16 protein-coding genes and 1 CRISPR repeat array are annotated in these 26,179 nt (G+C 66.4%); of the genes, 9 read left to right on the top strand and 7 right to left on the bottom strand.

All coding sequences use genetic code 11. The features are described from left to right. Positions 1-570: a type I-F CRISPR-associated endoribonuclease Cas6/Csy4 gene (cas6f, locus tag MMF98_RS01210; protein WP_243303372.1), complete on the top strand. Its 570-nt coding sequence runs from the start codon at positions 1-3 to the stop codon at positions 568-570. A gap of 132 nt (positions 571-702) precedes the next feature. Then, positions 703-10,374: a CRISPR direct-repeat array (repeat unit 28 nt; unit sequence GTTCACTGCCGCGTAGGCAGCTCAGAAA). 230 nt (positions 10,375-10,604) lie between these two features. Here cas6f and aqpZ read toward each other — a convergent pair. Then, entirely contained in the window at positions 10,605-11,288 is a 684-nt protein-coding gene (gene aqpZ / locus MMF98_RS01205; RefSeq protein WP_243303363.1) for an aquaporin Z, read from the bottom strand. A 173-nt stretch (positions 11,289-11,461) separates the two neighbouring features. Next, positions 11,462-12,526: a Holliday junction branch migration DNA helicase RuvB gene (gene ruvB / locus MMF98_RS01200; protein ID WP_243303360.1), complete on the bottom strand. Its 1,065-nt coding sequence runs from the start codon at positions 12,524-12,526 to the stop codon at positions 11,462-11,464. A gap of 184 nt (positions 12,527-12,710) precedes the next feature. Here ruvB and MMF98_RS01195 point away from each other — a divergent pair, with 184 nt between their 5' ends. Beyond that, on the top strand, positions 12,711-14,873 hold the full coding sequence (locus MMF98_RS01195) for a ParB/Srx family N-terminal domain-containing protein (RefSeq protein ID WP_243303350.1): 2,163 nt from the start codon (positions 12,711-12,713) through the stop codon (positions 14,871-14,873). Positions 14,874-14,955: 82 nt separating this feature from the next. On the opposite strand, the gene ruvA is transcribed toward MMF98_RS01195, so the two are convergent. The 3 genes from ruvA to MMF98_RS01180 are packed head-to-tail and all read right to left on the bottom strand — an operon-like array spanning position 14,956 to position 18,154. After that, entirely contained in the window at positions 14,956-15,528 is a 573-nt protein-coding gene (gene ruvA, locus MMF98_RS01190; protein WP_243303348.1) for a Holliday junction branch migration protein RuvA, read from the bottom strand. A gap of 42 nt (positions 15,529-15,570) precedes the next feature. Continuing rightward, positions 15,571-16,230, bottom strand: coding sequence for a response regulator (locus MMF98_RS01185; RefSeq protein ID WP_243303342.1), 660 nt, complete (start codon positions 16,228-16,230; stop codon positions 15,571-15,573). 34 nt (positions 16,231-16,264) lie between these two features. Next, positions 16,265-18,154 carry a sensor histidine kinase gene (locus tag MMF98_RS01180; RefSeq protein WP_243303340.1) on the bottom strand — a complete coding sequence of 630 codons (1,890 nt, stop codon included), beginning with the start codon at positions 18,152-18,154 and terminating at the stop codon, positions 16,265-16,267. A gap of 4 nt (positions 18,155-18,158) precedes the next feature. On the opposite strand from MMF98_RS01180, the gene MMF98_RS01175 reads away from it, so the two are divergent. The 4 genes from MMF98_RS01175 to MMF98_RS01160 are packed head-to-tail and all read left to right on the top strand — an operon-like array spanning position 18,159 to position 21,978. After that, positions 18,159-19,109: a PhoH family protein gene (locus MMF98_RS01175; protein WP_243303334.1), complete on the top strand. Its 951-nt coding sequence runs from the start codon at positions 18,159-18,161 to the stop codon at positions 19,107-19,109. 40 nt (positions 19,110-19,149) lie between these two features. After that, on the top strand, positions 19,150-19,599 hold the full coding sequence (gene ybeY, locus MMF98_RS01170; protein WP_243303332.1) for an rRNA maturation RNase YbeY: 450 nt from the start codon (positions 19,150-19,152) through the stop codon (positions 19,597-19,599). A 44-nt stretch (positions 19,600-19,643) separates the two neighbouring features. After that, positions 19,644-20,270 (top strand): ParB-like protein, encoded by a 627-nt coding sequence (locus MMF98_RS01165; RefSeq protein WP_243303326.1) that lies wholly within the window; start codon positions 19,644-19,646, stop codon positions 20,268-20,270. A gap of 19 nt (positions 20,271-20,289) precedes the next feature. Then, positions 20,290-21,978, top strand: a complete 1,689-nt coding sequence (locus tag MMF98_RS01160; protein ID WP_243303325.1) for a SulP family inorganic anion transporter — start codon at positions 20,290-20,292, stop codon at positions 21,976-21,978. On the opposite strand, the gene dtd is transcribed toward MMF98_RS01160, so the two are convergent. Together dtd and MMF98_RS01150 are read right to left on the bottom strand one after the other, a co-directional pair. After that, a complete protein-coding gene (dtd, locus tag MMF98_RS01155; protein WP_243303323.1) occupies positions 21,938-22,378 on the bottom strand; it encodes a D-aminoacyl-tRNA deacylase in 441 nt (146 codons plus the stop codon). The genes MMF98_RS01160 and dtd overlap by 41 nt on opposite strands. 94 nt (positions 22,379-22,472) lie before the next feature. Beyond that, positions 22,473-23,405, bottom strand: a complete 933-nt coding sequence (locus tag MMF98_RS01150; protein ID WP_243303321.1) for a cation diffusion facilitator family transporter — start codon at positions 23,403-23,405, stop codon at positions 22,473-22,475. Between the two features lie 64 nt (positions 23,406-23,469). On the opposite strand from MMF98_RS01150, the gene MMF98_RS01145 reads away from it, so the two are divergent. From MMF98_RS01145 to MMF98_RS01135, 3 genes are all read left to right on the top strand, one after another. Continuing rightward, a complete protein-coding gene (locus tag MMF98_RS01145) occupies positions 23,470-24,945 on the top strand; it encodes a sensor histidine kinase (protein ID WP_243303320.1) in 1,476 nt (491 codons plus the stop codon). Beyond that, positions 24,942-25,571, top strand: coding sequence for a response regulator transcription factor (locus tag MMF98_RS01140; protein ID WP_243303318.1), 630 nt, complete (start codon positions 24,942-24,944; stop codon positions 25,569-25,571). The genes MMF98_RS01145 and MMF98_RS01140 overlap by 4 nt, the downstream gene beginning before the upstream one ends. A gap of 114 nt (positions 25,572-25,685) precedes the next feature. Next, positions 25,686-26,177 (top strand): GlcG/HbpS family heme-binding protein, encoded by a 492-nt coding sequence (locus tag MMF98_RS01135; protein ID WP_243303316.1) that lies wholly within the window; start codon positions 25,686-25,688, stop codon positions 26,175-26,177. Positions 26,178-26,179: the final 2 nt, after the last annotated feature.

Raw genomic sequence — 26,179 nt, 5'->3', positions numbered from 1 at the left:
ATGGCGCTCAGTCACTACCTCGACATCACGCTGCGGCCGGACCCCGAGTTCAGCCCTGCACACCTGCTGAATGCGCTGTACGCCAAGCTGCACCGCGCCCTGGTGCACCTGGGCACCGGCGACATCGGCGTGAGCTTTCCCCAACTGCCCCCCCAAGGGCAGCACCTGGGCCGAGTGTTGCGGCTGCACGGCAGCCCGGAGGCCTTGCAGCGCCTGCAAGCCCTGCCCTGGCTGCAAGGCATGCACGACCACTTGCAATGGAGCGAAGCGACACCCGTGCCCCCGCACGCGCAGCACCGCAGCGTGAGCCGCGTCCAGGCCAAAAGCAGCCCAGACCGCCTGCGCCGTCGGCAGATGAAACGAAAGGGCCTGACCGAAGCCCAGGCTTTGGCGCAAGTCCCCGACAGCGCCCGCGAAACGCTAACCCTGCCATACCTGGATGTGCACAGCAGTTCTACCCGCCAGCGGTTTCGGCTGTTCGTGCGCCACGGTCCATTGCAAGCCCATGCCGTCGATGGCCTATTCAGTGCCTACGGCTTCAGCCCAAACGCCACCGTGCCTTGGTTCTGATCGACCCTTTTTTCAGTGCCTGAAAAAATCCCATTAAAAACAATAGCTTACGGGAAGCTCTTGTTTTTGGACGAGTCACTGAAATAGGGGGGTGGAGCACGTGGAACTTGGGTTTTGCACTTTTTTACTCTAGTTCACTGCCGCGTAGGCAGCTCAGAAACTGTGGCGGTTGGCCGCCAAGATCATCACGAGCGTTCACTGCCGCGTAGGCAGCTCAGAAACATCGACATCGCCGCCGGCCTGCGCAACGAGATGTTCACTGCCGCGTAGGCAGCTCAGAAATGATCCCCTCCGACCCCTTCAGCCGCATCGAGGTTCACTGCCGCGTAGGCAGCTCAGAAATTCATGGGCAGGTCGACGTAGATGTTGTTGACGGTTCACTGCCGCGTAGGCAGCTCAGAAACACACCATGGGCCAGGGCGCCTTGCTGTAGGTGTTCACTGCCGCGTAGGCAGCTCAGAAATGACGCAGCAGGGAAGCGGTTCGCTTGGTGGGGTTCACTGCCGCGTAGGCAGCTCAGAAAGCTCACGCATCGCCGCGGCGATCTTCTTGTTGCGTTCACTGCCGCGTAGGCAGCTCAGAAAACTTCCAAGGAAATCGCTTTGCGCCGCGATGCGTTCACTGCCGCGTAGGCAGCTCAGAAACGCGGCGCCGCGTGAGGGGGTAGGGTGCGCAGGTTCACTGCCGCGTAGGCAGCTCAGAAAAACTGGGCGCGGTGGTGCAACGGGAGTGCGGGGTTCACTGCCGCGTAGGCAGCTCAGAAACGTGCTCTTGGCGTTCACGTCCACCGCATGGGTGTTCACTGCCGCGTAGGCAGCTCAGAAACTTGATGTAGCTGTCGATCATGTTCAAGTCGGGTTCACTGCCGCGTAGGCAGCTCAGAAAACCGTGAGTAGCGTGACTCCGTTGTTGACGAAGTTCACTGCCGCGTAGGCAGCTCAGAAAATACGTGATGCGGACCTCACCCAGATTGCCGTTGTTCACTGCCGCGTAGGCAGCTCAGAAATGAGCAGATCGACGTCAGCACCCTGGCCGATGGTTCACTGCCGCGTAGGCAGCTCAGAAATCGTCCAGGACTTCGAGAACGGCAACTCGAACGTTCACTGCCGCGTAGGCAGCTCAGAAAATCGCGTCCATGTGGGCCTCTATGACGGGAGCGTTCACTGCCGCGTAGGCAGCTCAGAAATGAACAATCTGCATCACCAATGCCTCGTTGAAGTTCACTGCCGCGTAGGCAGCTCAGAAAGTCATGCAGCAGGCGCTGCGGTGGTGGCAAGCTGTTCACTGCCGCGTAGGCAGCTCAGAAAAAATCGCTGCGTCCGATGCCAGACAGCAGCGCGTTCACTGCCGCGTAGGCAGCTCAGAAAAATTGCGTGATGTATGCCATGCTCGATTGGTGGTTCACTGCCGCGTAGGCAGCTCAGAAAAGGCTCTGCTTATATCAATGCGCAACACTACTGTTCACTGCCGCGTAGGCAGCTCAGAAAGCTGGCATGCCGGCCAGGACGCGATAGCAGCCGTTCACTGCCGCGTAGGCAGCTCAGAAACAGGTGCCCGCCTCGAAGTCGATCACGTCAGCGTTCACTGCCGCGTAGGCAGCTCAGAAAACGCTGGCGGTAGTTCCGTCGGACGACATGTCGTTCACTGCCGCGTAGGCAGCTCAGAAAACACCGCCACGCCTACCACCTTCTGACTCACGTGTTCACTGCCGCGTAGGCAGCTCAGAAACCGGGCAACGACCGGGTGATGGGTTTCGCGGGGTTCACTGCCGCGTAGGCAGCTCAGAAATTCATCGCCGCACCTCGCGAATGGGAATCTGGGTTCACTGCCGCGTAGGCAGCTCAGAAAAACGGCCTTCTTGGCGAGTTCTTCCGCCTCGGGTTCACTGCCGCGTAGGCAGCTCAGAAACAGGCCTACGCAGTCGACCCCTTCGCGGCTACGTTCACTGCCGCGTAGGCAGCTCAGAAAGGGCAGACCGCGGCCGACCTTGGAAGACATTTGTTCACTGCCGCGTAGGCAGCTCAGAAAAGCGGCGCGGCCGGGTCGATGCCGAACTCAAAGTTCACTGCCGCGTAGGCAGCTCAGAAACTGGATCAGGACGGCACAGGAGGGCGCACTATCGTTCACTGCCGCGTAGGCAGCTCAGAAAATTGTCGTCATGCTGATGACGACTCCCCGAAGGTTCACTGCCGCGTAGGCAGCTCAGAAAGCAGGGCTGGGCCAACAGTTACAACGGCCTGCGTTCACTGCCGCGTAGGCAGCTCAGAAAAGTCGCCGCCGGCACCGTGACCGGCTGCACGCTGTTCACTGCCGCGTAGGCAGCTCAGAAAAATCAGAATTAACAGGGCTTCGCTCAACGTATGTTCACTGCCGCGTAGGCAGCTCAGAAAGCACTATTGCTTATTCGTATACGGATATAAAGGTTCACTGCCGCGTAGGCAGCTCAGAAATTGTCAAGCGTAGGGCTTATTCTGACTTATCCGTTCACTGCCGCGTAGGCAGCTCAGAAATTATGTCAGAGGACGATGCCTAAGACCATGGGATGTTCACTGCCGCGTAGGCAGCTCAGAAAAAGCTCATCGGCCATTGCTTGCACAACAAGGCGTTCACTGCCGCGTAGGCAGCTCAGAAATTGCGTCATCTCTTCTTTAACAATTTATATCTTGTTCACTGCCGCGTAGGCAGCTCAGAAATTGATTCATAAGGGGAAAATGCAAAGGGCCAAGTTCACTGCCGCGTAGGCAGCTCAGAAATATGCGGGCACGTCCCAATCCTCACTCTTGTGCGTTCACTGCCGCGTAGGCAGCTCAGAAAGAATGGGAGAAACGATGATTTGGCCCTAGCAAGTTCACTGCCGCGTAGGCAGCTCAGAAATATGCCAAGGCTCAACACTACTGATCTGTTTGTGTTCACTGCCGCGTAGGCAGCTCAGAAATGGGCCGGTGGCGTGGTTGCCCGCCAGGAAGAAGTTCACTGCCGCGTAGGCAGCTCAGAAAAGTCCAGGCATTCTGCGAATGGTCAGACCAGTCGTTCACTGCCGCGTAGGCAGCTCAGAAAAGAATAGGCCTACGCTTGACAAGGTCTTTGTTGTTCACTGCCGCGTAGGCAGCTCAGAAAATCTAGGTTCTGCCTATGTCAATGCGCAACACGTTCACTGCCGCGTAGGCAGCTCAGAAAGATCAGCGCATGCTTGAGGAGCACGGCGACCTGGTTCACTGCCGCGTAGGCAGCTCAGAAAACGTTGCGGAGCGTTGAGGGTGAATTCATTTTGTTCACTGCCGCGTAGGCAGCTCAGAAACGCTAGGAAAAAATAAGGGCATAGGCATGCCTATGTTCACTGCCGCGTAGGCAGCTCAGAAATAGGCCGGTGGCGTGGTTGCCCGCTAGGAAAAGTTCACTGCCGCGTAGGCAGCTCAGAAAGCCGACGTTGTGGTGTACCCGAATGTACGAATGTTCACTGCCGCGTAGGCAGCTCAGAAAGTCACTGGGGTCAAACTGCGCCCACTCATCAAGTTCACTGCCGCGTAGGCAGCTCAGAAATTGGCGGAATTCAGCCGGCAGATATTCCAGAAGTTCACTGCCGCGTAGGCAGCTCAGAAAGGTACGTCATGGTTGAAACTCCTTTTGCGTGTGTTCACTGCCGCGTAGGCAGCTCAGAAAGTATATCGCGGCGGTGACCTCGATCCATCTAAGTTCACTGCCGCGTAGGCAGCTCAGAAATACTGCCAAGCCCTGGATCTTGACCGAGGCCGGTTCACTGCCGCGTAGGCAGCTCAGAAAGAAGCCGCGACCCGTGACGCGCTGGTGCGCCGGTTCACTGCCGCGTAGGCAGCTCAGAAACAATGCGCAACACTACTGATCTGTTTGTCTGAAATGTTCACTGCCGCGTAGGCAGCTCAGAAATAATACAAGCTGTATATATAGACAGTAGCTAAGTTCACTGCCGCGTAGGCAGCTCAGAAAGCCGATCTTGTGATGCACACGGATGTAGGTGTGTTCACTGCCGCGTAGGCAGCTCAGAAAGGCCCGAGCCAGGACGCGGCGGCCGTCGAGTTGTTCACTGCCGCGTAGGCAGCTCAGAAAAGCCAGGCGCAGCCGCAGTACGACGCCATGGGCGTTCACTGCCGCGTAGGCAGCTCAGAAAGACAGCAGCAGCAGCGACCCGGCGGTCATGGCGTTCACTGCCGCGTAGGCAGCTCAGAAAGGCCTAGGTAAGGGGAGCTAGCTTGTTAATGAGTTCACTGCCGCGTAGGCAGCTCAGAAAACATAAGGTAGGCTCCCTACATGTAACAGAGTGTTCACTGCCGCGTAGGCAGCTCAGAAAACCCCGCCCCCGCGCGAGTGGTCGCCGCAATCGTTCACTGCCGCGTAGGCAGCTCAGAAAACGAACTCTGTCCGTGTCTCTCCCATGCGGTCGTTCACTGCCGCGTAGGCAGCTCAGAAAGCCTTGAGGCGAACCTGCTTGTCCGCATCGGAGTTCACTGCCGCGTAGGCAGCTCAGAAATCAAGGCGCTCGCGGTAGCCAAACGCGCAGTGGTTCACTGCCGCGTAGGCAGCTCAGAAACGCTAGGAAAAACAAGGGCATCGGCATGCCTAGTTCACTGCCGCGTAGGCAGCTCAGAAATAATGCTCATTAACAAGCTAGCTCCCCTTACCGTTCACTGCCGCGTAGGCAGCTCAGAAAGTCCACACCATAGACGAACATGTTGCTGTCGAAGTTCACTGCCGCGTAGGCAGCTCAGAAAAGCGGGTCGAGAAGCGTGGCGGCATGACGCTGGTTCACTGCCGCGTAGGCAGCTCAGAAAGATGTATGTAATGTAGGGGATAAACAAGGCTCGTTCACTGCCGCGTAGGCAGCTCAGAAATTAGGTCAAAGGACGATGCCTAAGACCATGGGGTTCACTGCCGCGTAGGCAGCTCAGAAATACGAACTGGCGCGCGGGGTGCCTGTGCACGATGTTCACTGCCGCGTAGGCAGCTCAGAAAGACAACGCGATCCGCGTGGGCGAGAAGGACAGCGTTCACTGCCGCGTAGGCAGCTCAGAAAGAGCGTGCGCCATTTGGCGGTAGCAGCCGCTGCGTTCACTGCCGCGTAGGCAGCTCAGAAACTGGTGCCGCTGGAGCGCCCCACGCTGCAGGAGTTCACTGCCGCGTAGGCAGCTCAGAAAAGGTCGCGCGTGGCCACCACGCCGACCTGCCAGTTCACTGCCGCGTAGGCAGCTCAGAAAGCGTTGAGCAGCACGATGGCCACGATGGCCCCGTTCACTGCCGCGTAGGCAGCTCAGAAAACGAGCGCGATAAAGCGCAGATCCGCACCGAGGTTCACTGCCGCGTAGGCAGCTCAGAAAGCGGGTCGCGCGCATCACGCATGAGGATGCCGGGTTCACTGCCGCGTAGGCAGCTCAGAAAAACGCGGATCTGCGCAAGCGCCTGGTGGCCGAGTTCACTGCCGCGTAGGCAGCTCAGAAAACCGCGGCGTCGTCCAGGATCTTCTGGGTAGCGTTCACTGCCGCGTAGGCAGCTCAGAAATGCTCATGCGGCCCCCGTTGCCGCGCCGCGCAGTTCACTGCCGCGTAGGCAGCTCAGAAAAGTCCACCGGCCTGCCCGCAGTGTAGCCGCCGGTTCACTGCCGCGTAGGCAGCTCAGAAATTGAGCCGGTCGCGCGCTTCCTTGAGCGCCTTGTTCACTGCCGCGTAGGCAGCTCAGAAAATCAACGACGACAAAGACTATGAGCTGATTACCGTTCACTGCCGCGTAGGCAGCTCAGAAAACAGGGCCGCGCCCACCTGGCGGTATTCGAGGCGTTCACTGCCGCGTAGGCAGCTCAGAAATACCACAAGGCGTGCTGCGCTTGAGTAGCGAGGTTCACTGCCGCGTAGGCAGCTCAGAAAATTGACCGATCCAGGACCTGCGCTCGCTGAGAGTTCACTGCCGCGTAGGCAGCTCAGAAAGCTTCGACAAGAACGGGTTGCCCCTGCTCGTGTGTTCACTGCCGCGTAGGCAGCTCAGAAAATGTGATCGGTGAGGTGCGTTCCATTCGCGGCGTTCACTGCCGCGTAGGCAGCTCAGAAACGTAGCAAAGGACCGGCCCATGGATGAAAAGTGTTCACTGCCGCGTAGGCAGCTCAGAAATGCTCGCTGCCGCCATAGGGCGAGGCATGCACGTTCACTGCCGCGTAGGCAGCTCAGAAAAGGTTTTCATCAGCGGCTTCGCGCGCGAACTGCGTTCACTGCCGCGTAGGCAGCTCAGAAAAGCTCGATGCACTGGCTAAGGCCGGTGTTACGGTTCACTGCCGCGTAGGCAGCTCAGAAATCTTCGCGCGACAGCTCTTCCGACGCGTAGATCGTTCACTGCCGCGTAGGCAGCTCAGAAATGCTCGACGGTCGTTCCGAAGGCGGTGTACGGGTTCACTGCCGCGTAGGCAGCTCAGAAACGAATGGGACGGCCTGGACCAGTACAACCTGAGGTTCACTGCCGCGTAGGCAGCTCAGAAAATGAGCCTCCAGGAGGACGGCGGCCAATGCGTGTTCACTGCCGCGTAGGCAGCTCAGAAACACCCGGTACTCAGCCTGGTGGTCAAGATCCTGTTCACTGCCGCGTAGGCAGCTCAGAAACAGCCAGCAGATCGCCCACATCATTGATTTCCGTTCACTGCCGCGTAGGCAGCTCAGAAAAGCGTGGCCACGGCAGCGGTGGTGGAGGTGGGTGTTCACTGCCGCGTAGGCAGCTCAGAAATCATCGGCCTGGCGCGCGGCGATGGCGTCCTGGGTTCACTGCCGCGTAGGCAGCTCAGAAAAACCTGCGGGTGCGGCCGCAGCCGCTGCCACCGTTCACTGCCGCGTAGGCAGCTCAGAAAAGCGTGACCTTGTTGTTCGCGCCGTAGCTGTTGTTCACTGCCGCGTAGGCAGCTCAGAAATGATCTGCGTCGGCCTGGGGGCGTGATGCGCGCGTTCACTACCGCGTAGGCAGCTCAGAAAACGGCCATCATCTGCTCTTCGGGCTTGAGCCGGTTCACTGCCGCGTAGGCAGCTCAGAAATATGTGAACGAGGAGGGCAAGAAGGCCTATGTGTTCACTGCCGCGTAGGCAGCTCAGAAACTGGAGGCTCATGGTGTCGCCCAGGCCCGTCCAGTTCACTGCCGCGTAGGCAGCTCAGAAAAACAGGCCCGCGCATCGCAAGGTACGCGGGTTGTTCACTGCCGCGTAGGCAGCTCAGAAAACGATCCGGGCGGGGCAGGACTGGTTTGACCTGTTCACTGCCGCGTAGGCAGCTCAGAAAACGACGTTGGCCACGTCCGGGTCGTGCCAGGCGTTCACTGCCGCGTAGGCAGCTCAGAAAAGCGCAGCCAGGTGGCGGTGGATCGGCTGGTTGTTCACTGCCGCGTAGGCAGCTCAGAAATCCACGTCCAGCTTCTTCAGCTCCAACTGGGCGTTCACTGCCGCGTAGGCAGCTCAGAAACAACGCGATGAAAACCCAGTCAGGAGTGGCCAGTTCACTGCCGCGTAGGCAGCTCAGAAAAGAGGCGGTCCACGTCGCAGCGCTGGCAAAAGGTTCACTGCCGCGTAGGCAGCTCAGAAATGGTGAAGATCACGTCGACCACGTTTTGGCGCGTTCACTGCCGCGTAGGCAGCTCAGAAAAGGCTCAGTTTCCCGTCAAGGTGGCCGGCGGCGTTCACTGCCGCGTAGGCAGCTCAGAAAACCATGAAGCGGCGCCAACTGCTGCGCAGCAGGTTCACTGCCGCGTAGGCAGCTCAGAAAATGTCGAACGTCTTGCCGGCGGTGGTCGAGTACGTTCACTGCCGCGTAGGCAGCTCAGAAAACTGGACTTCGGCCGCCAGATCGGCGCAGTCGGTTCACTGCCGCGTAGGCAGCTCAGAAATCAAAGCAGTTTCCAGGCCGGGGGGCACTCCTGTTCACTGCCGCGTAGGCAGCTCAGAAATGGCCCACGTACTCCAGTTGGTCGGGCACGTCCGTTCACTGCCGCGTAGGCAGCTCAGAAAGCAGCACCACGAACCTGCCGCTGTCGGGCGCCGTTCACTGCCGCGTAGGCAGCTCAGAAAAGTATCAGCCTCACGCTGCTGGCCGACGGCGGGTTCACTGCCGCGTAGGCAGCTCAGAAACGGCGCGGTCGGCGCACCGCCCACCACCAGCGTGTTCACTGCCGCGTAGGCAGCTCAGAAAAGAAGGGCATGGCCGTGGGCCGCAGCCTGGCGGTTCACTGCCGCGTAGGCAGCTCAGAAACGGCAGGGCAAAGCCGTGCTCGTGGCCGGGGTGTTCACTGCCGCGTAGGCAGCTCAGAAAAACCCGCCCGGCTTCAACAGCGCCTATGACTTGTTCACTGCCGCGTAGGCAGCTCAGAAAGACTCATGGACGAATGGCAACGTCTTGGGGATGTTCACTGCCGCGTAGGCAGCTCAGAAAATACGGCCCCCACGGCGAGCGCGATCCACAGCGTTCACTGCCGCGTAGGCAGCTCAGAAAGCTATGGCCACACGAGAAATCACCGAACTCGCGTTCACTGCCGCGTAGGCAGCTCAGAAAAGGAAGCGGCTGCCGTCCGGCGCCCTCACTGCGTTCACTGCCGCGTAGGCAGCTCAGAAAAGAGCGCGCGCGATGCCGGCCAGGCCCGTGACGTTCACTGCCGCGTAGGCAGCTCAGAAAAGCTGGAGCATGGCGCCCAGCTCAGGGTTTGCGTTCACTGCCGCGTAGGCAGCTCAGAAAACTGCGCCCGCCTGCGCGAGTAGCGTATCGGTGTTCACTGCCGCGTAGGCAGCTCAGAAAGGGTGGTCGGTGTCGAAGAACGGCTGGCCGTCGTTCACTGCCGCGTAGGCAGCTCAGAAAGATTTGCAGGCGTTTCGCGATGGCACGCTGACGTTCACTGCCGCGTAGGCAGCTCAGAAAGACGTTTGACGCGGCCACGGCCTCCACCTTCGGTTCACTGCCGCGTAGGCAGCTCAGAAATTGGGGCTTCCGGATGATCGAATCCATTACTGGTTCACTGCCGCGTAGGCAGCTCAGAAAAACTCAGCGGCGTCAGCATCCGTCAACACCCGGTTCACTGCCGCGTAGGCAGCTCAGAAATCACGGTGTGCCGCGCTCAGTAACCCACAGGAGTTCACTGCCGCGTAGGCAGCTCAGAAATGGATGCGCTTGAGCACGGCGCTGCTCTTGTCGTTCACTGCCGCGTAGGCAGCTCAGAAAAGCATGGCGGGTGCGCATTCGCATGGAGTTCCGTTCACTGCCGCGTAGGCAGCTCAGAAATCGAAGCTGGCCGCATTGTCCAGTGCTTCCTGCGTTCACTGCCGCGTAGGCAGCTCAGAAAATGCAGGTCCCCCCGGTGAACACGCCGGAGCCGTTCACTGCCGCGTAGGCAGCTCAGAAATCTGTCAGCTCGGCGCGTGGCCGTCCGTTCACGTTCACTGCCGCGTAGGCAGCTCAGAAAACCCGCACGAACACGTTGATTGCCCGCACGCGAGTTCACTGCCGCGTAGGCAGCTCAGAAAATGTGCGAAATCTGATTAAGGAAATCCCCCCGGTTCACTGCCGCGTAGGCAGCTCAGAAACGACGCTTGCCGGGTGGCGGCATCGGGATCGGGTTCACTGCCGCGTAGGCAGCTCAGAAAATGTCGGAAGGCCCAGCCAGCCCGCAAGCTCGGTTCACTGCCGCGTAGGCAGCTCAGAAACTTGCCCGCTGCGGTGGCCTGTTTGGCTTCACGTTCACTGCCGCGTAGGCAGCTCAGAAATGGTCGGTCATCTTCTTCTCAGCCGCGTCGGCGTTCACTGCCGCGTAGGCAGCTCAGAAAAGCCAGATCAGCGACTTGGCGGGCGCCCAGCGGCTCACTGCCGCCTAGGTGATTCAGATCAAACTCCTGGCTATGTTAGCTGCTATCTTTTTCGCAGCAACTAAATCCAAAGAAGAAGGAAATTGTATCGATTTGATGCTCCTTTTGGCAGCACTCGCCTACTCAAAGCCCGATCATCAGGCACGGTCGGTCGGCCGTTGACGGGCGCGGCCCCTCCGCGCAGCAACTTGTCAGTCGTCGCCAGCGACGGTCCGGTAAATCAGGGCGCCCAGTATGCCCCCAATGATCGGCGCCACCCAGAACAGCCAGAGCTGGCCCACGGCCCCCGTGCTGGCAAACAGCGCCACGCCCGTGGAGCGCGCCGGGTTGACCGAGGTGTTGGACACCGGGATGCTGACGAGGTGGATCAGCGTCAGGCACAGGCCGATGGCCAGCGGCGCGAAGCCGGCCGGCGCGCGCTTGTCGGTCGCGCCCATGATGACGAACAGGAACACGGCCGTGAGCACCACCTCGCACACCAGCACCGCCATCATCGAGTAGCCGCCGGGCGACAGGTCGCCATAGCCGTTGGAGGCAAAGCCGCCCGGCGCGAAGCCCGGCTTGCCGCTGGCGATCACATAGAGCACGGCCGCCGCCGCCACCGCACCGATGACCTGCGCCACGACGTAGGGCACGAGGTCCCTGGCCTCGAACCGCCCGCCGGCCCACAGCCCGAACGACACCGCCGGATTCAGGTGGCAGCCCGAGATATGGCCGATGGCGAAGGCCATGGTCACCACCGTCAGGCCAAAGGCCAGCGCCACACCGGCGAAACCGATGCCCAATTGCGGAAAGGCCGCGGCCAGCACGGCGCTGCCACAGCCACCCAACACCAGCCAGAACGTGCCGATCAGCTCGGCCAGGTACTTCTTCATGGAGGTCCTCCTTGGACAGGTTTGATTGAAAAGGCAGCGCCAGCGTACCCGCCCGGCACCGGCTTTTCAAGCCTGAGAGATTTCCTGCACGTTGACACGCGGTGCTTCGACATGACCTATTGCACACTGCTGTCGGCCGGGCGCCGCGCCCGGCGGCCCCGCCCCGATGCGTCTCAGGCGCCGAACATGTCCTGGCTGCTCTTGGACGGCGTCACGCCCAGATGCCGGAAAGCCGCCAGCGTGGCGATGCGCCCGCGCGGCGTGCGCTGCAGGTAGCCCTGCTGGATCAGGTAGGGCTCGATCACGTCCTCGATGGTGTCGCGCTCCTCGCCGATGCTGGCCGCGATGTTGTCCAGCCCTACCGGGCCGCCGTCGAAGCGGTGGATCACGGCCTCGAGCAGCTTGCGGTCCATCAGGTCGAAGCCTTGAGGATCGACGTCGAGCATGGCCAGCGCCTTGTGCGCGATCTCGTGCGTGATGCGGCCGTCGCCCTTGACGTCGGCGTAGTCGCGCACGCGGCGCAGCAGCCGGTTGGCGATGCGCGGCGTGCCGCGCGAACGGCGCGCGATCTCGATGCCGCCCTCCTCGTCCATCGGAGCCTGCAGCAGGCCGGCGCTGCGGCGCACGATGCGCGCCAGCTCCTCGGGCGTGTAGAACTCCAGCCGCGCCACGATGCCGAAGCGGTCGCGCAGCGGGTTGGTCAGCATGCCGGCGCGCGTGGTGGCGCCCACCAGCGTGAACGGCTGCAGGTCGAGCTTGATGCTGCGCGCGGCCGGGCCTTCGCCGATCATGATGTCGATCTGGTAGTCCTCCAGCGCGGGGTAGAGGATTTCCTCCACCACGGGGCTCAGGCGGTGGATCTCGTCGATGAAGAGAACGTCGTTCTTTTCCAGGTTGGTCAAAAGCGCCGCCAGGTCCTTGGGCTTTTCCAGCACCGGGCCCGAGGTCTGGCGCAGGTTCACGCCGAGCTCGTGCGCGATGATGTGGGACAGCGTGGTCTTGCCCAGGCCCGGCGGGCCGAACAGCAGCACATGGTCCAGCGCCTCACGGCGCTTCTTGGCCGCGCCGATGAAGATCTCGAGCTGCTCGCGCACCTTGGCCTGGCCCACGTACTCGTCGAGCAGCTTGGGGCGCAGCGCGCGCTCGATCGCCTCCTCGTTGGGCGAGGCGGGCGCGGCGGACACCACGCGCTGGCGCGGTGCGGAGTCGAGGCTGAAATCGTCGGTCTGGATGGTCATGGTGGTTGGTGCGGGCCTGGCCTGCCTGCGGCGGCCGGCCCATCCCGGATTGTGCCCAAGTCCGCGGCCCGCAGGAGGCGCTGTCACGCCATTGTCATCCCGCGTTCACAGAATCGGGCCGCTCCCGGCAGCGCCTGACAAGGCCTGCGCCGGCCTGTTCAACCTTTTCTGATGGACGCCCATGATGAATTTCCAACGGACCCGCGCGCACCTGGCGGGCCTGATCGGCCTCACCGGCCTGCTGCTGTCCGCCTGCGGCGGCGGCGACTCGCTGCTGGCCTCCAACCCCAATCCGAACCCCGGCACGCCGGCGGTGGCGCTGCAGCCCCTGTCGGGCGGCACGCAGTATGTGGGCACGGCCGGCTTCGGCGACACCGTGTCCATCGCGCTCGACCAGCCCGCGGCCGGCCAGCTCACGCTGCGCTTCGTCGACTCGCGCTTCGGCCTGGCCGGCGCCCTGAGCGCCCGCTACAGCACCCAGCCTGATGGCTCGCTGCTGGCCACGAATTTCAGCGCCGTCGCAGGCAGCGGCGTGCCCGCGGCCCTGTCCGCCGCGCTGACCGGCCTGAGCCTGCGCTTCCAGGTGGAAGGCGGGCTGCTGAGCGGCTCGCTGGCCCAGGTGCCCAACCTCAAGGCGGCCGACGGCTCGCTGCTGCAGGGCCATGTGGCGGCCTCCAACCAGGGCGTGGCCGACATCGCCAAGCTGGCCGGCGTCTACAGCTTCTTCAAGCAGGCCACGGCCTACAGCGCGCGCGGCGTGGCACAGGGCACGGCCGACAGCGCCTACGGCCAGCTCAAGGTCCAGGCCGACGGCAAGCTGCGCCTGTGCCTGGGCCAGGCCTACGGCGACAGCTGCAGCGGCGGCCAAAGCGGCCAGATCGCGGCCGAGGCCGACCAGAAGCAATTCCCCGGCGCCTTCGCCCTGACGCTGGACGGCCAGCGCATCGGCCGCCTGATGGTGGGCGCGCAGTCCAGCGCCGCCACGCTGTTCGTGGACGAGTACACCAGCGCCAGCGATGGCAGCTTCCGCACCGGCGCCTGGGTGCTGCAAAGCGCGGCCGTGCCGCTGGCCGCCAATGCGCTGGACGGCGAATGGCTGTGCGCCCAGCCCGAGCTGGACGCCAAGGGCCTGGCCACCGGCCGCACGCAGCGCAACTTCGTGTCGATCGCGGGCAGCCTGCTGCAGACCGACACCATCGACACCGACGTGGCGCTCACGCCCAACGCCGCCTTCTCCATCGGCGCCACGCCAACGCTGGCCACCGGCGTGAACGGCCTGGTGACCGGCCAGTGGTCCGACAGCCGCGCCCTGGCACGCGTGTTCCTGCCCGTGGGCAAGAGCACGGCCTACTACGCCGGCACCTCGGGCAGCGCCCGCTTCTCGGGCCAGTGCCGCCTGCTGCCGGCGCAGACGCCGATCACCACCTACGCCTCCGCGCCCAGCAACGGCACCGGCACCCTGACCATCACGCTGGGCGATGCGCGCCCGACGCAGCCGGCCATCGGCTACGACCAGATCTTCTACAAGCTGGCGCGCTACAACAACACGGCCAACGCCTCGACCCAGTGGAAGAAGGAGTTCGACGACTACTGCGAAGCCACCGGCCTGACCGACGGCGCCAAGGGCGCGAGCGTGATCGCGGGCACCTCGCTGCTGACCAGCACCAGCAGCTTCACCTGCTCGACCAAGACCTTCGACATCACCGCCCTCAAGTCGGCCGTGGTCGGCCCCAAGGGCGTGTTGTACCTGACGGACGGGCACCACACCTTCACCAGCTTCTGGGAAGCGCCCAACGGCGGCGGCGCCGGCGTCAAGATCCCGGTGGTGATGAAGGGCAACTTCATGGACCAGAACAACGCGAGCTTCTGGCGCGGCATGCGCGCGCGCAAGACGGCCTGGCTCAAGACGCCCGACGGCCGCGCCATCACGCCGGCCGACCTGCCGGCCCAGCTCGGCCTCTCCAACGGCTTGAAGGACGACGCCTACCGCTCGCTGCTGTACTTCACGCGCGGCATCGGCTACGACCAGCCTGCCACCGGCACCGAGTTCCTGGAGTTCTACTGGGCCGAATGGCTGCAGGCCAGCCCGCAGAACTTCAAGCTCTCGGCCTACACCCTGACCGACGCAGCCAGCTACCTGCAGGCCATCCAGGCCGCCTCCAACCTGATGCTCGAAACGCCCGACGCCACCGTGATCGGCTCGTCCGGGCTGAACGCGGTGCAGATGGGCAAGCGCACGAGCTTCGACAACACCACCTACACCGACCTCAACACCCCGGTGTCGGCAACCAAGCCCGGCAAGCTGGCCTACGCGCTGAGCTGGCGCGCGGCGCTGGCGGCCAAGTAACGGTGTTCGCGCCGGGCTCGGCCCGGCCGCAACCGCCCCACCGGCAGCGCCACGAGGCCTGCCGGTTTTTTTTGGGCGGAAGCTACTTGGCCAACGCCTTGAGCGCGAGCTTGATGCCTTCGCTCACGCCCACGTCCGCCGGCAGCGCCTTGAGCGCCTGCGCCGCTTCCCGGTCGCTGTAGCCCAGCGCCATCAGCGCCTGCAGGATGTCGGCCTGCGCATCGCTGGTCACCGCTGCATGCACGCCGATGTCGGCGCCGAGCTTGCCCTTGAGCTCGAGCAGCAGGCGCTCGGCGATCTTCTTGCCGATGCCCGGCACCTTGACCAGGCGGCCCGGCTCCTGCAGGCTCACCACCTGCGCCAGCTCGCCCACGCTCATGCCGCTGAGCACGCTGAGCGCCGTGCGCGGGCCCACGCCCGAGATCTTGATGAGCTGGCGAAAGGCCGCGCGCTCGGCCGCCGTGCCGAAGCCGTACAGGATCTGCGCGTCCTCGCGCACCACGAAGTGCGTAAGCAGCGTGACCTTCTCGCCCAGCCCGGGCAGGTTGTAGAACGTGCTCATGGGCACGTCCACCTCGTAGCCGACGCCGTGGCAGTCCAGCAGCACCTGGGGCGGGTTCTTTTCGGCCAGCGTGCCTTGCAGTCGTCCGATCATGGGGTTCCTGGAGTGATAAGGAGAAGAAAAGCGGGTGCAGCGTCAGGGCTGCACCAGGCCGCGGCGCGCCGCTTCCAGCGCGGCTTCGGCGCGCGACGACACATCGAGCTTACGGTAGACCTGCTTGATGTAGTCGGCGATGGTGTGCTTGGACAGGCCGAACTGCAGCGCGATCTCGGGCAGGGTGTAGCCCTTGGCCACGCGCTGCAGCACCTCGGTCTCGCGGTCGGTCAGCATCACCTCGTCGTCGGCCGGCCGGACCGGCGAGGCCTGGCGCCGCCCGGCCTCGGCGAAATGGGCCAGCACGCGCCGCGCGATCGGCGGCGACAGCGGCGGCTCGCCCTGGGTCATGCGCAGCAGCTGCGCCACCAGGGCGTCCTGCGGCTGCTCCTTGAGCAGGTAGCCGAAGGCGCCGGCCTGCAGCGCGGGGAACAGGTGGTCGTCGTCATCGTAGATCGTCACCACCACCGGCAGCGCCTGCGGCTGGTGCCGGCGCAGCGCGCCCACCACGTCGATGCCGCTGCCGTCGGGCAGGCCCAGGTCGATCAGCGCCAGGTCGAAACGGCCCTGGTGGATGCAGGCCAGGGCCTGGTCGCGCCGCGCGGCCGCCACCACCTGCAGCGAGGGAAACGCCGCCCGCGCCACCTGGCCGAGCCAGGTGCGGATTTCGGGCAGGTCCTCCACGATCAGGGCATGTTGCATAGGGAGGCCATGTTAGCGGATGGCCGGCACCCGCTCAGGCCCGTGCGGCCCCGGTGCGCGCCGGCCCCAGGGGCACCTGCACCCGCAGCAGCGTGCCGCCCGAGGCGCCGGGGGAGAAGCCGTGCACGCCTTCGAGCGTGCGCACGCGCCGCTCGATGCCGGGCAGGCCGTGGCCCAGCGACGCCGTGGCCTCGGGCGGCAGGCCGCGTCCGTCGTCCTCCACCTCGAGCCGCAGGGCGCCCGGCGGCAGCGCGATGCGCACGCGGCAGCAGCCCCCGCCGCTGTGGCGGATGGCGTTGGACACGGCCTCGCGCAGGATGCGCGTGAGCTGCACGTGGGTGCGCGCGGGCAGCACCAGGTCGGGCGGCGGCTCGTCGGCCTGCCACTGCGCGGCCAGGCCGGCCGCCGCCAGCCGCGATACCGTCTCCGCGCGCCAGTCGGCCAGCACGTCGGCCGCACGGGCCGGTGCGGCGGTCAGGCCGCGCACGCTCAGGCGCATCTCGTCGAGCGCCTGGCGCGCCATGCCGGCCACGCGCTCGGACTCGGAGGCCTGCGCGATCGTCAGCAGCTTGGCGCCGAGGTCGTCGTGCAGGTCGGAGGCGATGCGCTGGCGTTCGCCCTGGGCGGCCTGGGCCGTGCGCAGCAGCGTGAGTTGCTCGTAGTTGCGCTCGATCTCGGCCGACTTCTCGGCCACGCGCTGCTCCAGCTCCTGGGCCACGCGCTCGGAGCGCCCGAGCGCCGCCGCGAACTGCTGGATCAGCCGCGCGCCGATGGCCACGAAGATCACCGGCATCGCGAAATGGACGAGGTGCACGCGCGGCAGATCGACCCAGGCGTTCTGGATCGCGATCTCGGCGCCGGCCAGCAGCGCGGCCAGCATCACCGCCGAGCCGATCAGCCACAGCTCGTTGCGCATGCTGCGCCAGGCCTGCCAGCAGAAGCAGGCCAGCGCCGCGATGAACTCCGCCACCACCACCGTGTACCAGAACGAGGCCACGCCGAACACCCGCTGCGGGCCGCCTAGCACCAGGCAGGCGGGCACCACCACGCACTGCGCGGCCAGCAATACCGTGACCCAGCGCCGGGACTGGCCCGCGTAATGCAGCAGGAACTGCACGCCGGCATAGATGGCGGGCGGAAACAGCGAGGTGATGAGGATCTCGGTCCAGACCCCGGGCAGCGGGCTGTCCTGCAGGTACAGCCGGATGCCGATCACGGCCCAGGCGATCTGGAACGCGCCGAAATAGCGGTAGTAGCGCTCGGCCGGCCGCATCAGGCTCAGCGCCAGCATGAACAGGCCGAACGACACCATACCCGCGCCGATGATCTGGGCCACGGTGACGTTCCAGAAATACTGACGCTCGTAGCGGTCGCGCAGCGGCTCCTCGGGGCCCAGCAGCACCGGCGACAGGCCGGTCTGGCGCTGGCGCGCCGTCACCTCGCCCTGGGCATAGCCCGCCAGGCGGATGTCCAGCCGGTTGCCCGTGGGCTGCAGCAGCCGCGCGGGCAGCACGAACAGCTGCGGGTAGTAGCAGTTGCGCGTGAGCGGCTCGCTCATGCGGCCGCCGCTGCCCAGCAGGGTGCCGTTGATCCAGACCTCCACGTTGGTGCAGGCGCGCTCCAGGTACACCGCCGGCAGGCTCAGGCCCGGGTCGTCGAACGTGATGCGGTACCAGGCGTGGCCGTGGAACTGCGGCCGCTGCGACCAGTCCGCCGGCAGGCTCTGCGTGCCGGCCTCGTACACCTCGGGCGGCGTGGCCGAGGGGCTCCACGACAATTGCGCCAGGTCGAACGTGGCGATGCCGTCCGGCCCCGCCGGCGCGCCGGCCCAGGCCAGGGGCAGCAGGGCCCAACACAGCAGCGCCAGCAGCCAGCCGCGGTTTGGCCCGACAATCAGGGCGTTGATCACTCTGCAAAAGCGCATCCCCTTGATTCTGCGACATTCATTCACGCCGCCCAACAACACCCGCCTCGGCCACCTGTGCGGGCCCACGGACGAGCACCTGCGCACCATCGAGGCGGCCCTGCAGGTCAGGATCGCCCACCGCCACGAGCAGTTCAAGGTCGACGGCGCCAAGGCCCGGGCCGAACGCGCGCTCGAAGTGCTGCAGGCGCTCTACGAAATCGCGGCGCGCCCGATCGACGCGGCCAAGGTGCAGCTGATGCTGGCCGGCGACGCGGCCATGAGCGAGGCCGAGGACGGCAGCATGACGCTGCACACCCGCCGCACCGACCTGCGCGCGCGCACGCCCAACCAGTCGGTCTACCTCGACAACATCGCCCACCACGACATCACCTTCGGCATCGGCCCGGCCGGCACCGGCAAGACCTACCTGGCCGTGGCTTGCGCGGTCGATGCGCTGGAGCGCAGCGCGGTGCAGCGCATCGTGCTCACGCGGCCGGCGGTGGAAGCCGGCGAGAAGCTCGGCTTCCTGCCCGGCGACCTGAGCCAGAAGGTCGACCCCTACCTGCGCCCGCTGTACGACGCGCTGTACGACCTGATGGGCGTCGAGCGCGTCAACAAGGCGTTCGAGCGCAGCGCGCTGGAGATCGCGCCGCTGGCCTTCATGCGCGGGCGCACGCTGAACAACGCCTTCGTCATCCTCGACGAGGCGCAGAACACCACGCCCGAGCAGATGAAGATGTTCCTCACGCGCATCGGCTTCGGCAGCAAGGCCGTGGTGACGGGCGACGTGAGCCAGATCGACCTGCCCAGGGGCCAGCTCTCCGGCCTGGTGGACGCCGAGCGCGTGCTCAAACGCGTCAAGGGCATCGCCCACACCCGCTTCACCAGCGCCGACGTGGTGCGCCATCCGCTGGTGGCGCGCATCGTGGATGCCTACGACGCCCAGCGCAAGCGGGTGGATGCTACAAAATAGATAGCACACTTCGTCCACCCCACCTGGACTTCCGGCTTAAATGACTCAAAAAAACTCCGTTTCACTGCAATTCGGCGCCTTTCCCGGCGCCCCGGCCCACCGCGCCCTGCTCAAGCGCGCCACCGTGGCCGCATGGGTCGGCCATGCGCTGGCTGCGCCCGGCGAGATCGGCGTGCGCATCGTCGGCGAGGACGAGGGCCGCGCGCTCAACCTGCAGTACCGCGGCAAGGACTACGCCACCAACGTGCTGACCTTCGACTACGCGCAAGAGCCCGTGGTCATGGCCGACCTCGTGCTGTGCGCCCCGGTGGTCGAGCGCGAGGCCCGCGAGCAGGGCAAGACGCTGGAAGCCCACTACGCCCACCTGCTGGTGCACGGCACCCTGCACGCCCAGGGCTGGGACCACGAGACCCATGAGCGCGACGCGCTGGAGATGGAGGCGCTGGAAATCCTGCTGCTCGGCGCACTGGGGTACGGCAACCCTTACTGAGGGATACTGGCGGACCGTTCATTGCCACTCCCAGGAGGCCCGCCATGCACACCCGCCACCAGCATCTGTTCAAGACCGACCTGCGCCGGCTGCGTCCGACCCAGATCACCGTGGGCTACGCCGAGGTCGAGCAAAAGCGCGGCCTGTGGAGCGGCATGGGCAAGGCCGAACGCCAGAAGTTCCTGGACAGCCACTGGTTCCCCGCGGTGCGCGGCCCGGGCGACAACTTCTACATCGTCGACCACCACCACCTGGGACGCGCCCTGCTCGAAGAGGGCGTGGACCAGAGCTTCGTGGTGCTGCTCAAGGACCTGAGCATGCTCGGCAAGGACGAGTTCTGGACCGTGATGGACCACCACCAGTGGGTCCACCCCTACGATGCCAAGGGCCGCCGCCGCACCGTGGCCGACCTGCCCAAGGCGCTGGACAAGCTGACCGACGACCCTTACCGCAGCCTGGCCGGCGAGGTGCGCCATGCCGGCGGCTTTCCCAAGGACGCGACACCGTTCGCCGAATTCCTGTGGGCCGACTTCTTCCGCCGCCGCATCAAGACCGCGCAGATCCAGCGCGACCCCGACACCGCCCTGCAAAAGGCCATGACGCTGTGCCACAGCACCGAGGCCGCCCACCTGCCCGGCTGGTCGGGCGAGGCCGCGCCCCTGGCGTCCTGACCCGGCGGCGACGCGTGCCATGAGCGACGCAAGCCCTTCGCGCCCGCCGGCCGGTGCCGCGCCCGCGGGGGGCAGTGCCTGGTGGCCCGACCTGCTGGCCGGCCTCTCGGTGGCCGGCGTGCTGCTGCCCCAGGCCGTGGCCTACGCAGCGATCGCCGGCGTGCCGCCGCTGCACGCCTTGCTGGCCACCCTGGCCGGCCTGTGCCTGTACCCCTGGTTCGGCACCAGCCGCTTCGCCATGGTGGCGCCCACCTCGTCCTCGGCGGCGGTGTTCGCCTCGGCCCTGAGCCTGGGCGGGCCGGCCATGGGCTACGCGCTGGTCGGGCTGACCGGCGCGCTGTTTCTCGCGGCCGCCGCGCTGCGCGCCGGCTTTCTTGGCGCCTTCATCTCGCGCCCGGTGCTGCGCGGTTTCGCCTGGGCGCTGGCGCTGACCATCGTGCTCAAGCAGTTGCCGCCGATCGCGGGCGTGCCGGTGCATGCCGCGCAGGTCGGGCCGCTGCTGTGGGATCTGCTGGCGCAGGCGCCGCATTGGCATCTGCCCAGCCTGGCGCTGGGCTTGGGCGCGCTGGCCCTGTGGCTGGCGCTGGCGCACGGCCTGCGGCGCTGGCTGTACGTGCCGACCTCGCTGCTGGTGCTGGCGCTGGGCGTGGCGCTGTCGGCCGCGTTTGGCCTGGGCGCGCGCGGCGTGGCGCTGGTGGGCGACATCGCCTGGCAGCCGATGGCCTGGCAATGGCCCGCCCTGAGCAGCGCGCAATGGCTGCATGCGATGGAGATCGCGCCCGCGCTGCTGCTGATTCTGTTCGCCGAATCCTGGGGCGCGGTGCGCTCGCTGGCGCTGCAGGGCGGCGACCGGGTCGACGCCAACCGGGAGTTGCTGGCGCTGGGCGCGGCCAACGTTGCCTGCGGGCTGGTGCAGGGCCTGCCGGTGGGCGCAGGCCTGTCCGCCGCCTCGGCCAGCCAGGCCGCCGGCGGGCGCAGCAAATGGGCCGGCGTGGCCGCCGCGCTGGCGCTGGCGCTGCTGCTGTGGCAGGCGCGGCCCGCGCTGGCCCTGCTGCCGGTGCCGGTGCTGGCCGCCGTGGTGGTGGGCATCCTCTCGCACGCCCTGTGGCCGCGCACCTTGCTGACCAGCCTGCGGCTGGGCGGCGACGCCTGGCTGGCGCTGGCGGCCGCCGCCGGCGTGCTGCTGGCCGGCGTGCTGTTCGGCATGCTGCTGGCCGTGGCGCTGTCGCTGCTGCTAGCGATCCGGCGCTTCGCGCAGCCGCTGGTCGCCGAACTGGGGCAGTTGCCGGGCACGCGCGACTACCTGGATTGCACACGCCATCCCGAGGCGGCCACGGTGGCCGGCACGCTCATCATGCGGCCCGAGGAGCCGCTGTTCTTCGCCAACGCCGAGCAGGTGTTCCAGCTCGTGCACCGGCGCGCCGACGCCGCGCAGGTGCGGGTCGTGGTGCTGAGCCTGGAGGTCTGCGACGACCTGGACAGCACGGCGGTGGAGGCGCTGGCCGAGTTCGCCGCCAGCCTGCGCGGCCAGGGCCAGTCCCTGCTGCTGGCGCGCGTCAAGGACCGGCCGCGCGCGGCCCTGGTGCGCATGGGGCTGGCCGGCGAGGCCGCCCCCGGCGGCGTGGCGCTGTTCTGGAGCGTGGACGACGCGGTGCGGGCCGCGGCCGCTAGGCCACCCGCAGCGGAATCGTCACCGGCCCGTCATTGACCAGGTGCACCTTCATGTCGGCCGCGAAGCGCCCGGTGGCAACCACCGGATGCGCGGCACGGGTCTGCGCCACGAAGTGGTCGTAGAGCCGCCGCCCCTCGCCGGGCGCCGCGGCGCCAGTGAAGCTGGGCCGATTGCCGCTCGAGGTGTCGGCCGCCAGCGTGAACTGGCTCACGATCAGCAGGCCGCCGCCGGTGTCCTGCACGCTGCGGTTCATCTTGCCGGCCTCGTCGGAGAAGATGCGCAGCTTGAGCAACTTGGCCAGCAGCCGGTCGGCCTGCCCCTTGCCGTCGCCGCGCTCGGCGCACACCAGCACCAGCAGGCCGGGGCCGATCTCGCCCGCCACCTGTCCGTCGATCACCACGCGGGCCTCGCTCACCCGCTGCACCAGCGCCAGCATCAGGCCAGCTCCCCCTGCGGCGCATGCAGCGAGCGCCCCGTCGCGCAGTAGAAAAGGATTGGTGGAACGCGCAGCGCGAAGCCTGGGGATTGCCTCATAGAAGATCCTTCTCGTCGTCGAAATGCGCCTCCACGTCGCTCGGCAGCAACTGGATGGTGGCGCGCAACCCCGGCACCGCGCTCATCAGGGCCTGCTCCACGCTGGTGCGCAGCGCGGCCGCGCGGCCCAGCGTCCAGCCCGCGGGCATGTGCATGTGCAGGTCCACGAAGCGGCGCTGGCCGGCGCGGCGCGTGGACAGGTGGTCGAAGCGGATGATGGCGATCTCGCCGCGGCGGTGCTCGAAACCGGCCAGCGTCTGGTGGATGGCGTCCAGCACCTCGGGCTCCACCGCCTCGTCCATCAGCCCCTGCGAGGAGCGCCACATCAGGTGGCCGCCCTCCCACAGGATGTTGAGCGCCACGCCGATAGCCACCAGCGCATCGAGCCAGAGCCAGCCCGTGAGCACCACTGCGCCGATGCCGACCACCACGCCGGCCGAAGTCCAGACGTCGGTGACCAGGTGCCGGGCATCGGCCTCCAGCGCGATCGAACGGTGCTCCCTGGCTGCGCGGAACATCACCCAGGCCAGCAGGCCGTTGAGCGCCGAGCTGACCACCGACAGGCCCAGCCCCCAGCCCACCGAGCTCAGCGGCTGCGGGGCGAACAGCCGGTGGCCGGCCGCCCAGATGATGCCGCCGGCCGCGCCGATGATCAGGATGCCCTCGAAGCCCGACGAGAAATACTCGGCCTTGTGGTGGCCATAGGGGTGCTCCTCGTCGGGAGGGCGCTGCGCGATGGTCACCATCAGCAGCGCGAACACGGCGCTGGCAAGGTTGACGAAGGACTCCATCGCATCCGACAACAGCCCCACGGAGCCGGTGATGTACCAGGCCAGCGTCTTCATCACGATGGTGACGAGCGCCACCACCACCGAAGCCCAGAGCAGGCGCCGCGGCGTCAGAAAGCGTGAAAGCGCGGGGGACGTCATGCCGGGATTGTGAACGATGGGCCGGCGGGTGCCGGCGAGGCGGCCCGTCATGCACAATGCGCGCATGCTGCCCGCCCTGCAACGCCGCGCCCCGTGGATCCTGGCATGGTGCGCCCTCACCCTCCTGGGTGGCGTGCTGCTGGCGCGCCTGGAACTGTCGCGGCTGCAGGACGCCTTCGAGACCGACGCGCGCATCGCCCACCGGCTGCTGAGCCAGCGCGTGGTGCAGCACGACGCGGTGCTGGCCACGCTGGCGCTGCTGCAGCCGGCCGGCGACGCGTCCCAGCCCGAGCAGCGCCTGCCCTCGGTCTACCCGCAGATCCTGAGCGTGCAGCGGCGCGACCGCGATACCTCCTGGCTCGATGCGCGCCTGGAGACGGCCGAGGCGCTGTCGCGGGCGCTGCGCCGCCCGGTGCTGGCCGGCACCGATCTCGCCCAGGGCCGCTACCAGCTGGTGCTGGCGGCCGAGCCGGCGAGCTATGCGCTGCTGGTGGACCTGCGGGCCACGGTGCCCTGGAGCGAATGGCCGATGGCGCCCGAAACCAGCCCGGTGCGCGTGACGCTGGACTACGCCAGCCAGACCTTCGTGCTGCAGCCGGGCCGCCTCCAGGGCGGCGGCTGGCGCCATGAATTCCACAAGCACCTGGCGGCCGACAGCCAGCCCTTCGATGTGGTGGCCGTGCGCCAGGTGGGCTGGGGCGAACTGCCCTGGGGCTGGATGCTGGGCTGGGCCGCGCTGGTGGCCGCCGTGCTGGCCGCGCTGCAGGGACTGCAGCGCCAGCGCCAGGAGCGCCGCCGGGCCGAGGAACTGCTGCGCCTGGGCCAGGTGGCGCGGCTCAATGCCCTGGGCGAACTGGCAGCCGGCATGGCGCATGAGCTGAACCAGCCCCTGACCGCCGTGCTGGCCAACACCCAGGCGGCCGGCCGCCTACTGGGCGACGATCCGCCCGAACTGGACACCGCCCGCAGCGCGATGGCGCAGGCCGTGGAGCAGGCGCGCCGCGCCTCGGAAGTGGTGGCCCGGCTGCGGCGCGCGGTGGAGCGGCCCGACCTCGCCACCCAGGTCCAGGCGGTGAACCTGCACGACGCGGTGCGCAACGCCCTCTATCTGCTCGAACCCGAATGCCGGCGCCGCGACGTGGCGCCCGAGGTGGAGCAGGCGGCCACGCCCGTGACCGTGCTGGCCGAGCCCGTGGCGCTGGAGCAGATCATCCACAACCTGCTGATGAATGCCCTGCAGGCGCTCGACCAGGTGCCGGCCCTGGAGCGCCACCTCGGCGTGGCGCTCAGCGCCGAAGACGGCCTGGGTGTGCTGACCGTCAGCGACAGCGGCCCCGGCATCGCCCCGGACGTGCTGCCGCGCCTGTTCGAGCCCTTCTTCACCACGCGCGAGGGCGGCCTGGGCCTCGGCCTGAGCCTGTGCGAAACCCTGGCCGCCGGCATGGGCGGCAGCCTGATGGCGGCCCACAACGCGCCTCGCGGCGCGGTCTTCCGCCTGTCCCTGCCCCTGGCCGCCGCCGTGGCGGAGGGCGCCTCATGAGCGCCTCGCTGTCCCCGGTGGTCCACCTGATCGACGACGACGAGGCCGTGCGCAGCAGCCTGGCGCTGCTGATCGGCACCGTGGGCCTGCGCGTGCAGGCCTGGGCCAACCCGCAGCTTTTTTTGCAGGACTTCGACCGCCAGAGCGTCGGCGCTATCCTGCTGGACGTGCGCATGCCCGGCATCAGCGGCCTCGCGGTGCTCGACACGCTGGTGTCGCAAGGCGTGGACCAGCCGGTCATCATGCTCAGCGGGCATGGCACGGTCGAGATGTGCCGGCGCGCCTTCAAGGCCGGTGCGGTGGAATTTCTGGAGAAGCCAGTCGATGACGAGCAGTTGCTGGAGGCGCTGCAAGGCGCCGTGCGCCAGCATGTGCAGTCGCGGCAGCGGAACCAGGCCGACCGCCAAGCGCGCGAGCGCTACGCCCAGCTCTCGGCCCGCGAGCGCGAGGTGCTGGGCCTGATCGTGGCCGGCCTCACCAACAAGGAAATCGGCCGCGCCCTGCAGGTGTCGCCACGCACCGTGGAAACCCACCGCGCCAACCTGTTCGCCAAACTTGGCGCCGAATCGCTGGCGCAGCTGATCCGGCAGTACGCGGCTCTGGTGGACGAGCCGCCGTCCGCCTGAAGCTTCCGTAGTTCTACGGAGCCCCGCGCGTAACCACACGCATGGTGCCGGCAAGGCGGGCGGCCTAAAGTTCTCCCACGGTTGATTGAACCGCATCCGCTCCAGGAGAACACCATGCACAAGCTCATCCAGGCCTCCGCCCTCGCCCTGTCCCTCGTCGCAGTCACTGCCGGCGCCCAGGCCGTGCGCACCGAAAAGAACATGTCGCTCGAACTGGCCAGCCAGATCGCCGCCGGCGCGGTGGCCGCTTGCGCCGCCAACGGCTACGCCGTCACCGCCACCGTGGTCGACCGCGCCGGCACGGTGCGCGCGGTGCTGCGGGCCGACAATGCCGGCCCGCACACGCTGGGCGCCAGCCAGCAGAAGGCCTACACCTCGGCCTCCGCCAAGAACACCACGCTGGCCATGATGGAAGGCGCCCAGAAGAATCCCGCGGCCGCCAACCTGGTCAACATCCCCGGCTACCTGCTGCTCGGCGGCGGCGTGCCGGTGAAGGTCGGCAATGAAGTCATCGGCGCGATCGGCGTCGGCGGCGCTCCCGGCGGCAACCTGGACGAGCAGTGCGCGAACGCCGCGCTCGACAAGGTCAAGGACCTGCTGAAGTAAGC

Origin of the sequence: Variovorax terrae (genome assembly GCF_022809125.1) — a bacterium.
GTDB lineage: Bacteria > Pseudomonadota > Gammaproteobacteria > Burkholderiales > Burkholderiaceae_C > Variovorax_A > Variovorax_A terrae.
Note: the sequence above shows the minus strand (reverse complement) of the source record. Positions and strands in the feature narration are given on the sequence as shown.

Excerpts from the sequence above, each read along its gene's own strand:
- cas6f (WP_243303372.1), top strand. The coding sequence starts at position 1 with ATGGCGCTCAGTCACTACCTCGACATCACGCTGCGGCCGGACCCCGAG.
- aqpZ (WP_243303363.1), bottom strand. The coding sequence starts at position 11,288 with ATGAAGAAGTACCTGGCCGAGCTGATCGGCACGTTCTGGCTGGTGTTG.
- ruvB (WP_243303360.1), bottom strand. The coding sequence starts at position 12,526 with ATGACCATCCAGACCGACGATTTCAGCCTCGACTCCGCACCGCGCCAG.
- MMF98_RS01195 (WP_243303350.1), top strand. The coding sequence starts at position 12,711 with ATGAATTTCCAACGGACCCGCGCGCACCTGGCGGGCCTGATCGGCCTC.
- ruvA (WP_243303348.1), bottom strand. The coding sequence starts at position 15,528 with ATGATCGGACGACTGCAAGGCACGCTGGCCGAAAAGAACCCGCCCCAG.
- MMF98_RS01185 (WP_243303342.1), bottom strand. The coding sequence starts at position 16,230 with ATGCAACATGCCCTGATCGTGGAGGACCTGCCCGAAATCCGCACCTGG.
- MMF98_RS01180 (WP_243303340.1), bottom strand. The coding sequence starts at position 18,154 with ATGCGCTTTTGCAGAGTGATCAACGCCCTGATTGTCGGGCCAAACCGC.
- ybeY (WP_243303332.1), top strand. The coding sequence starts at position 19,150 with ATGACTCAAAAAAACTCCGTTTCACTGCAATTCGGCGCCTTTCCCGGC.
- MMF98_RS01165 (WP_243303326.1), top strand. The coding sequence starts at position 19,644 with ATGCACACCCGCCACCAGCATCTGTTCAAGACCGACCTGCGCCGGCTG.
- MMF98_RS01160 (WP_243303325.1), top strand. The coding sequence starts at position 20,290 with ATGAGCGACGCAAGCCCTTCGCGCCCGCCGGCCGGTGCCGCGCCCGCG.
- dtd (WP_243303323.1), bottom strand. The coding sequence starts at position 22,378 with ATGCTGGCGCTGGTGCAGCGGGTGAGCGAGGCCCGCGTGGTGATCGAC.
- MMF98_RS01150 (WP_243303321.1), bottom strand. The coding sequence starts at position 23,405 with ATGACGTCCCCCGCGCTTTCACGCTTTCTGACGCCGCGGCGCCTGCTC.
- MMF98_RS01145 (WP_243303320.1), top strand. The coding sequence starts at position 23,470 with ATGCTGCCCGCCCTGCAACGCCGCGCCCCGTGGATCCTGGCATGGTGC.
- MMF98_RS01140 (WP_243303318.1), top strand. The coding sequence starts at position 24,942 with ATGAGCGCCTCGCTGTCCCCGGTGGTCCACCTGATCGACGACGACGAG.
- MMF98_RS01135 (WP_243303316.1), top strand. The coding sequence starts at position 25,686 with ATGCACAAGCTCATCCAGGCCTCCGCCCTCGCCCTGTCCCTCGTCGCA.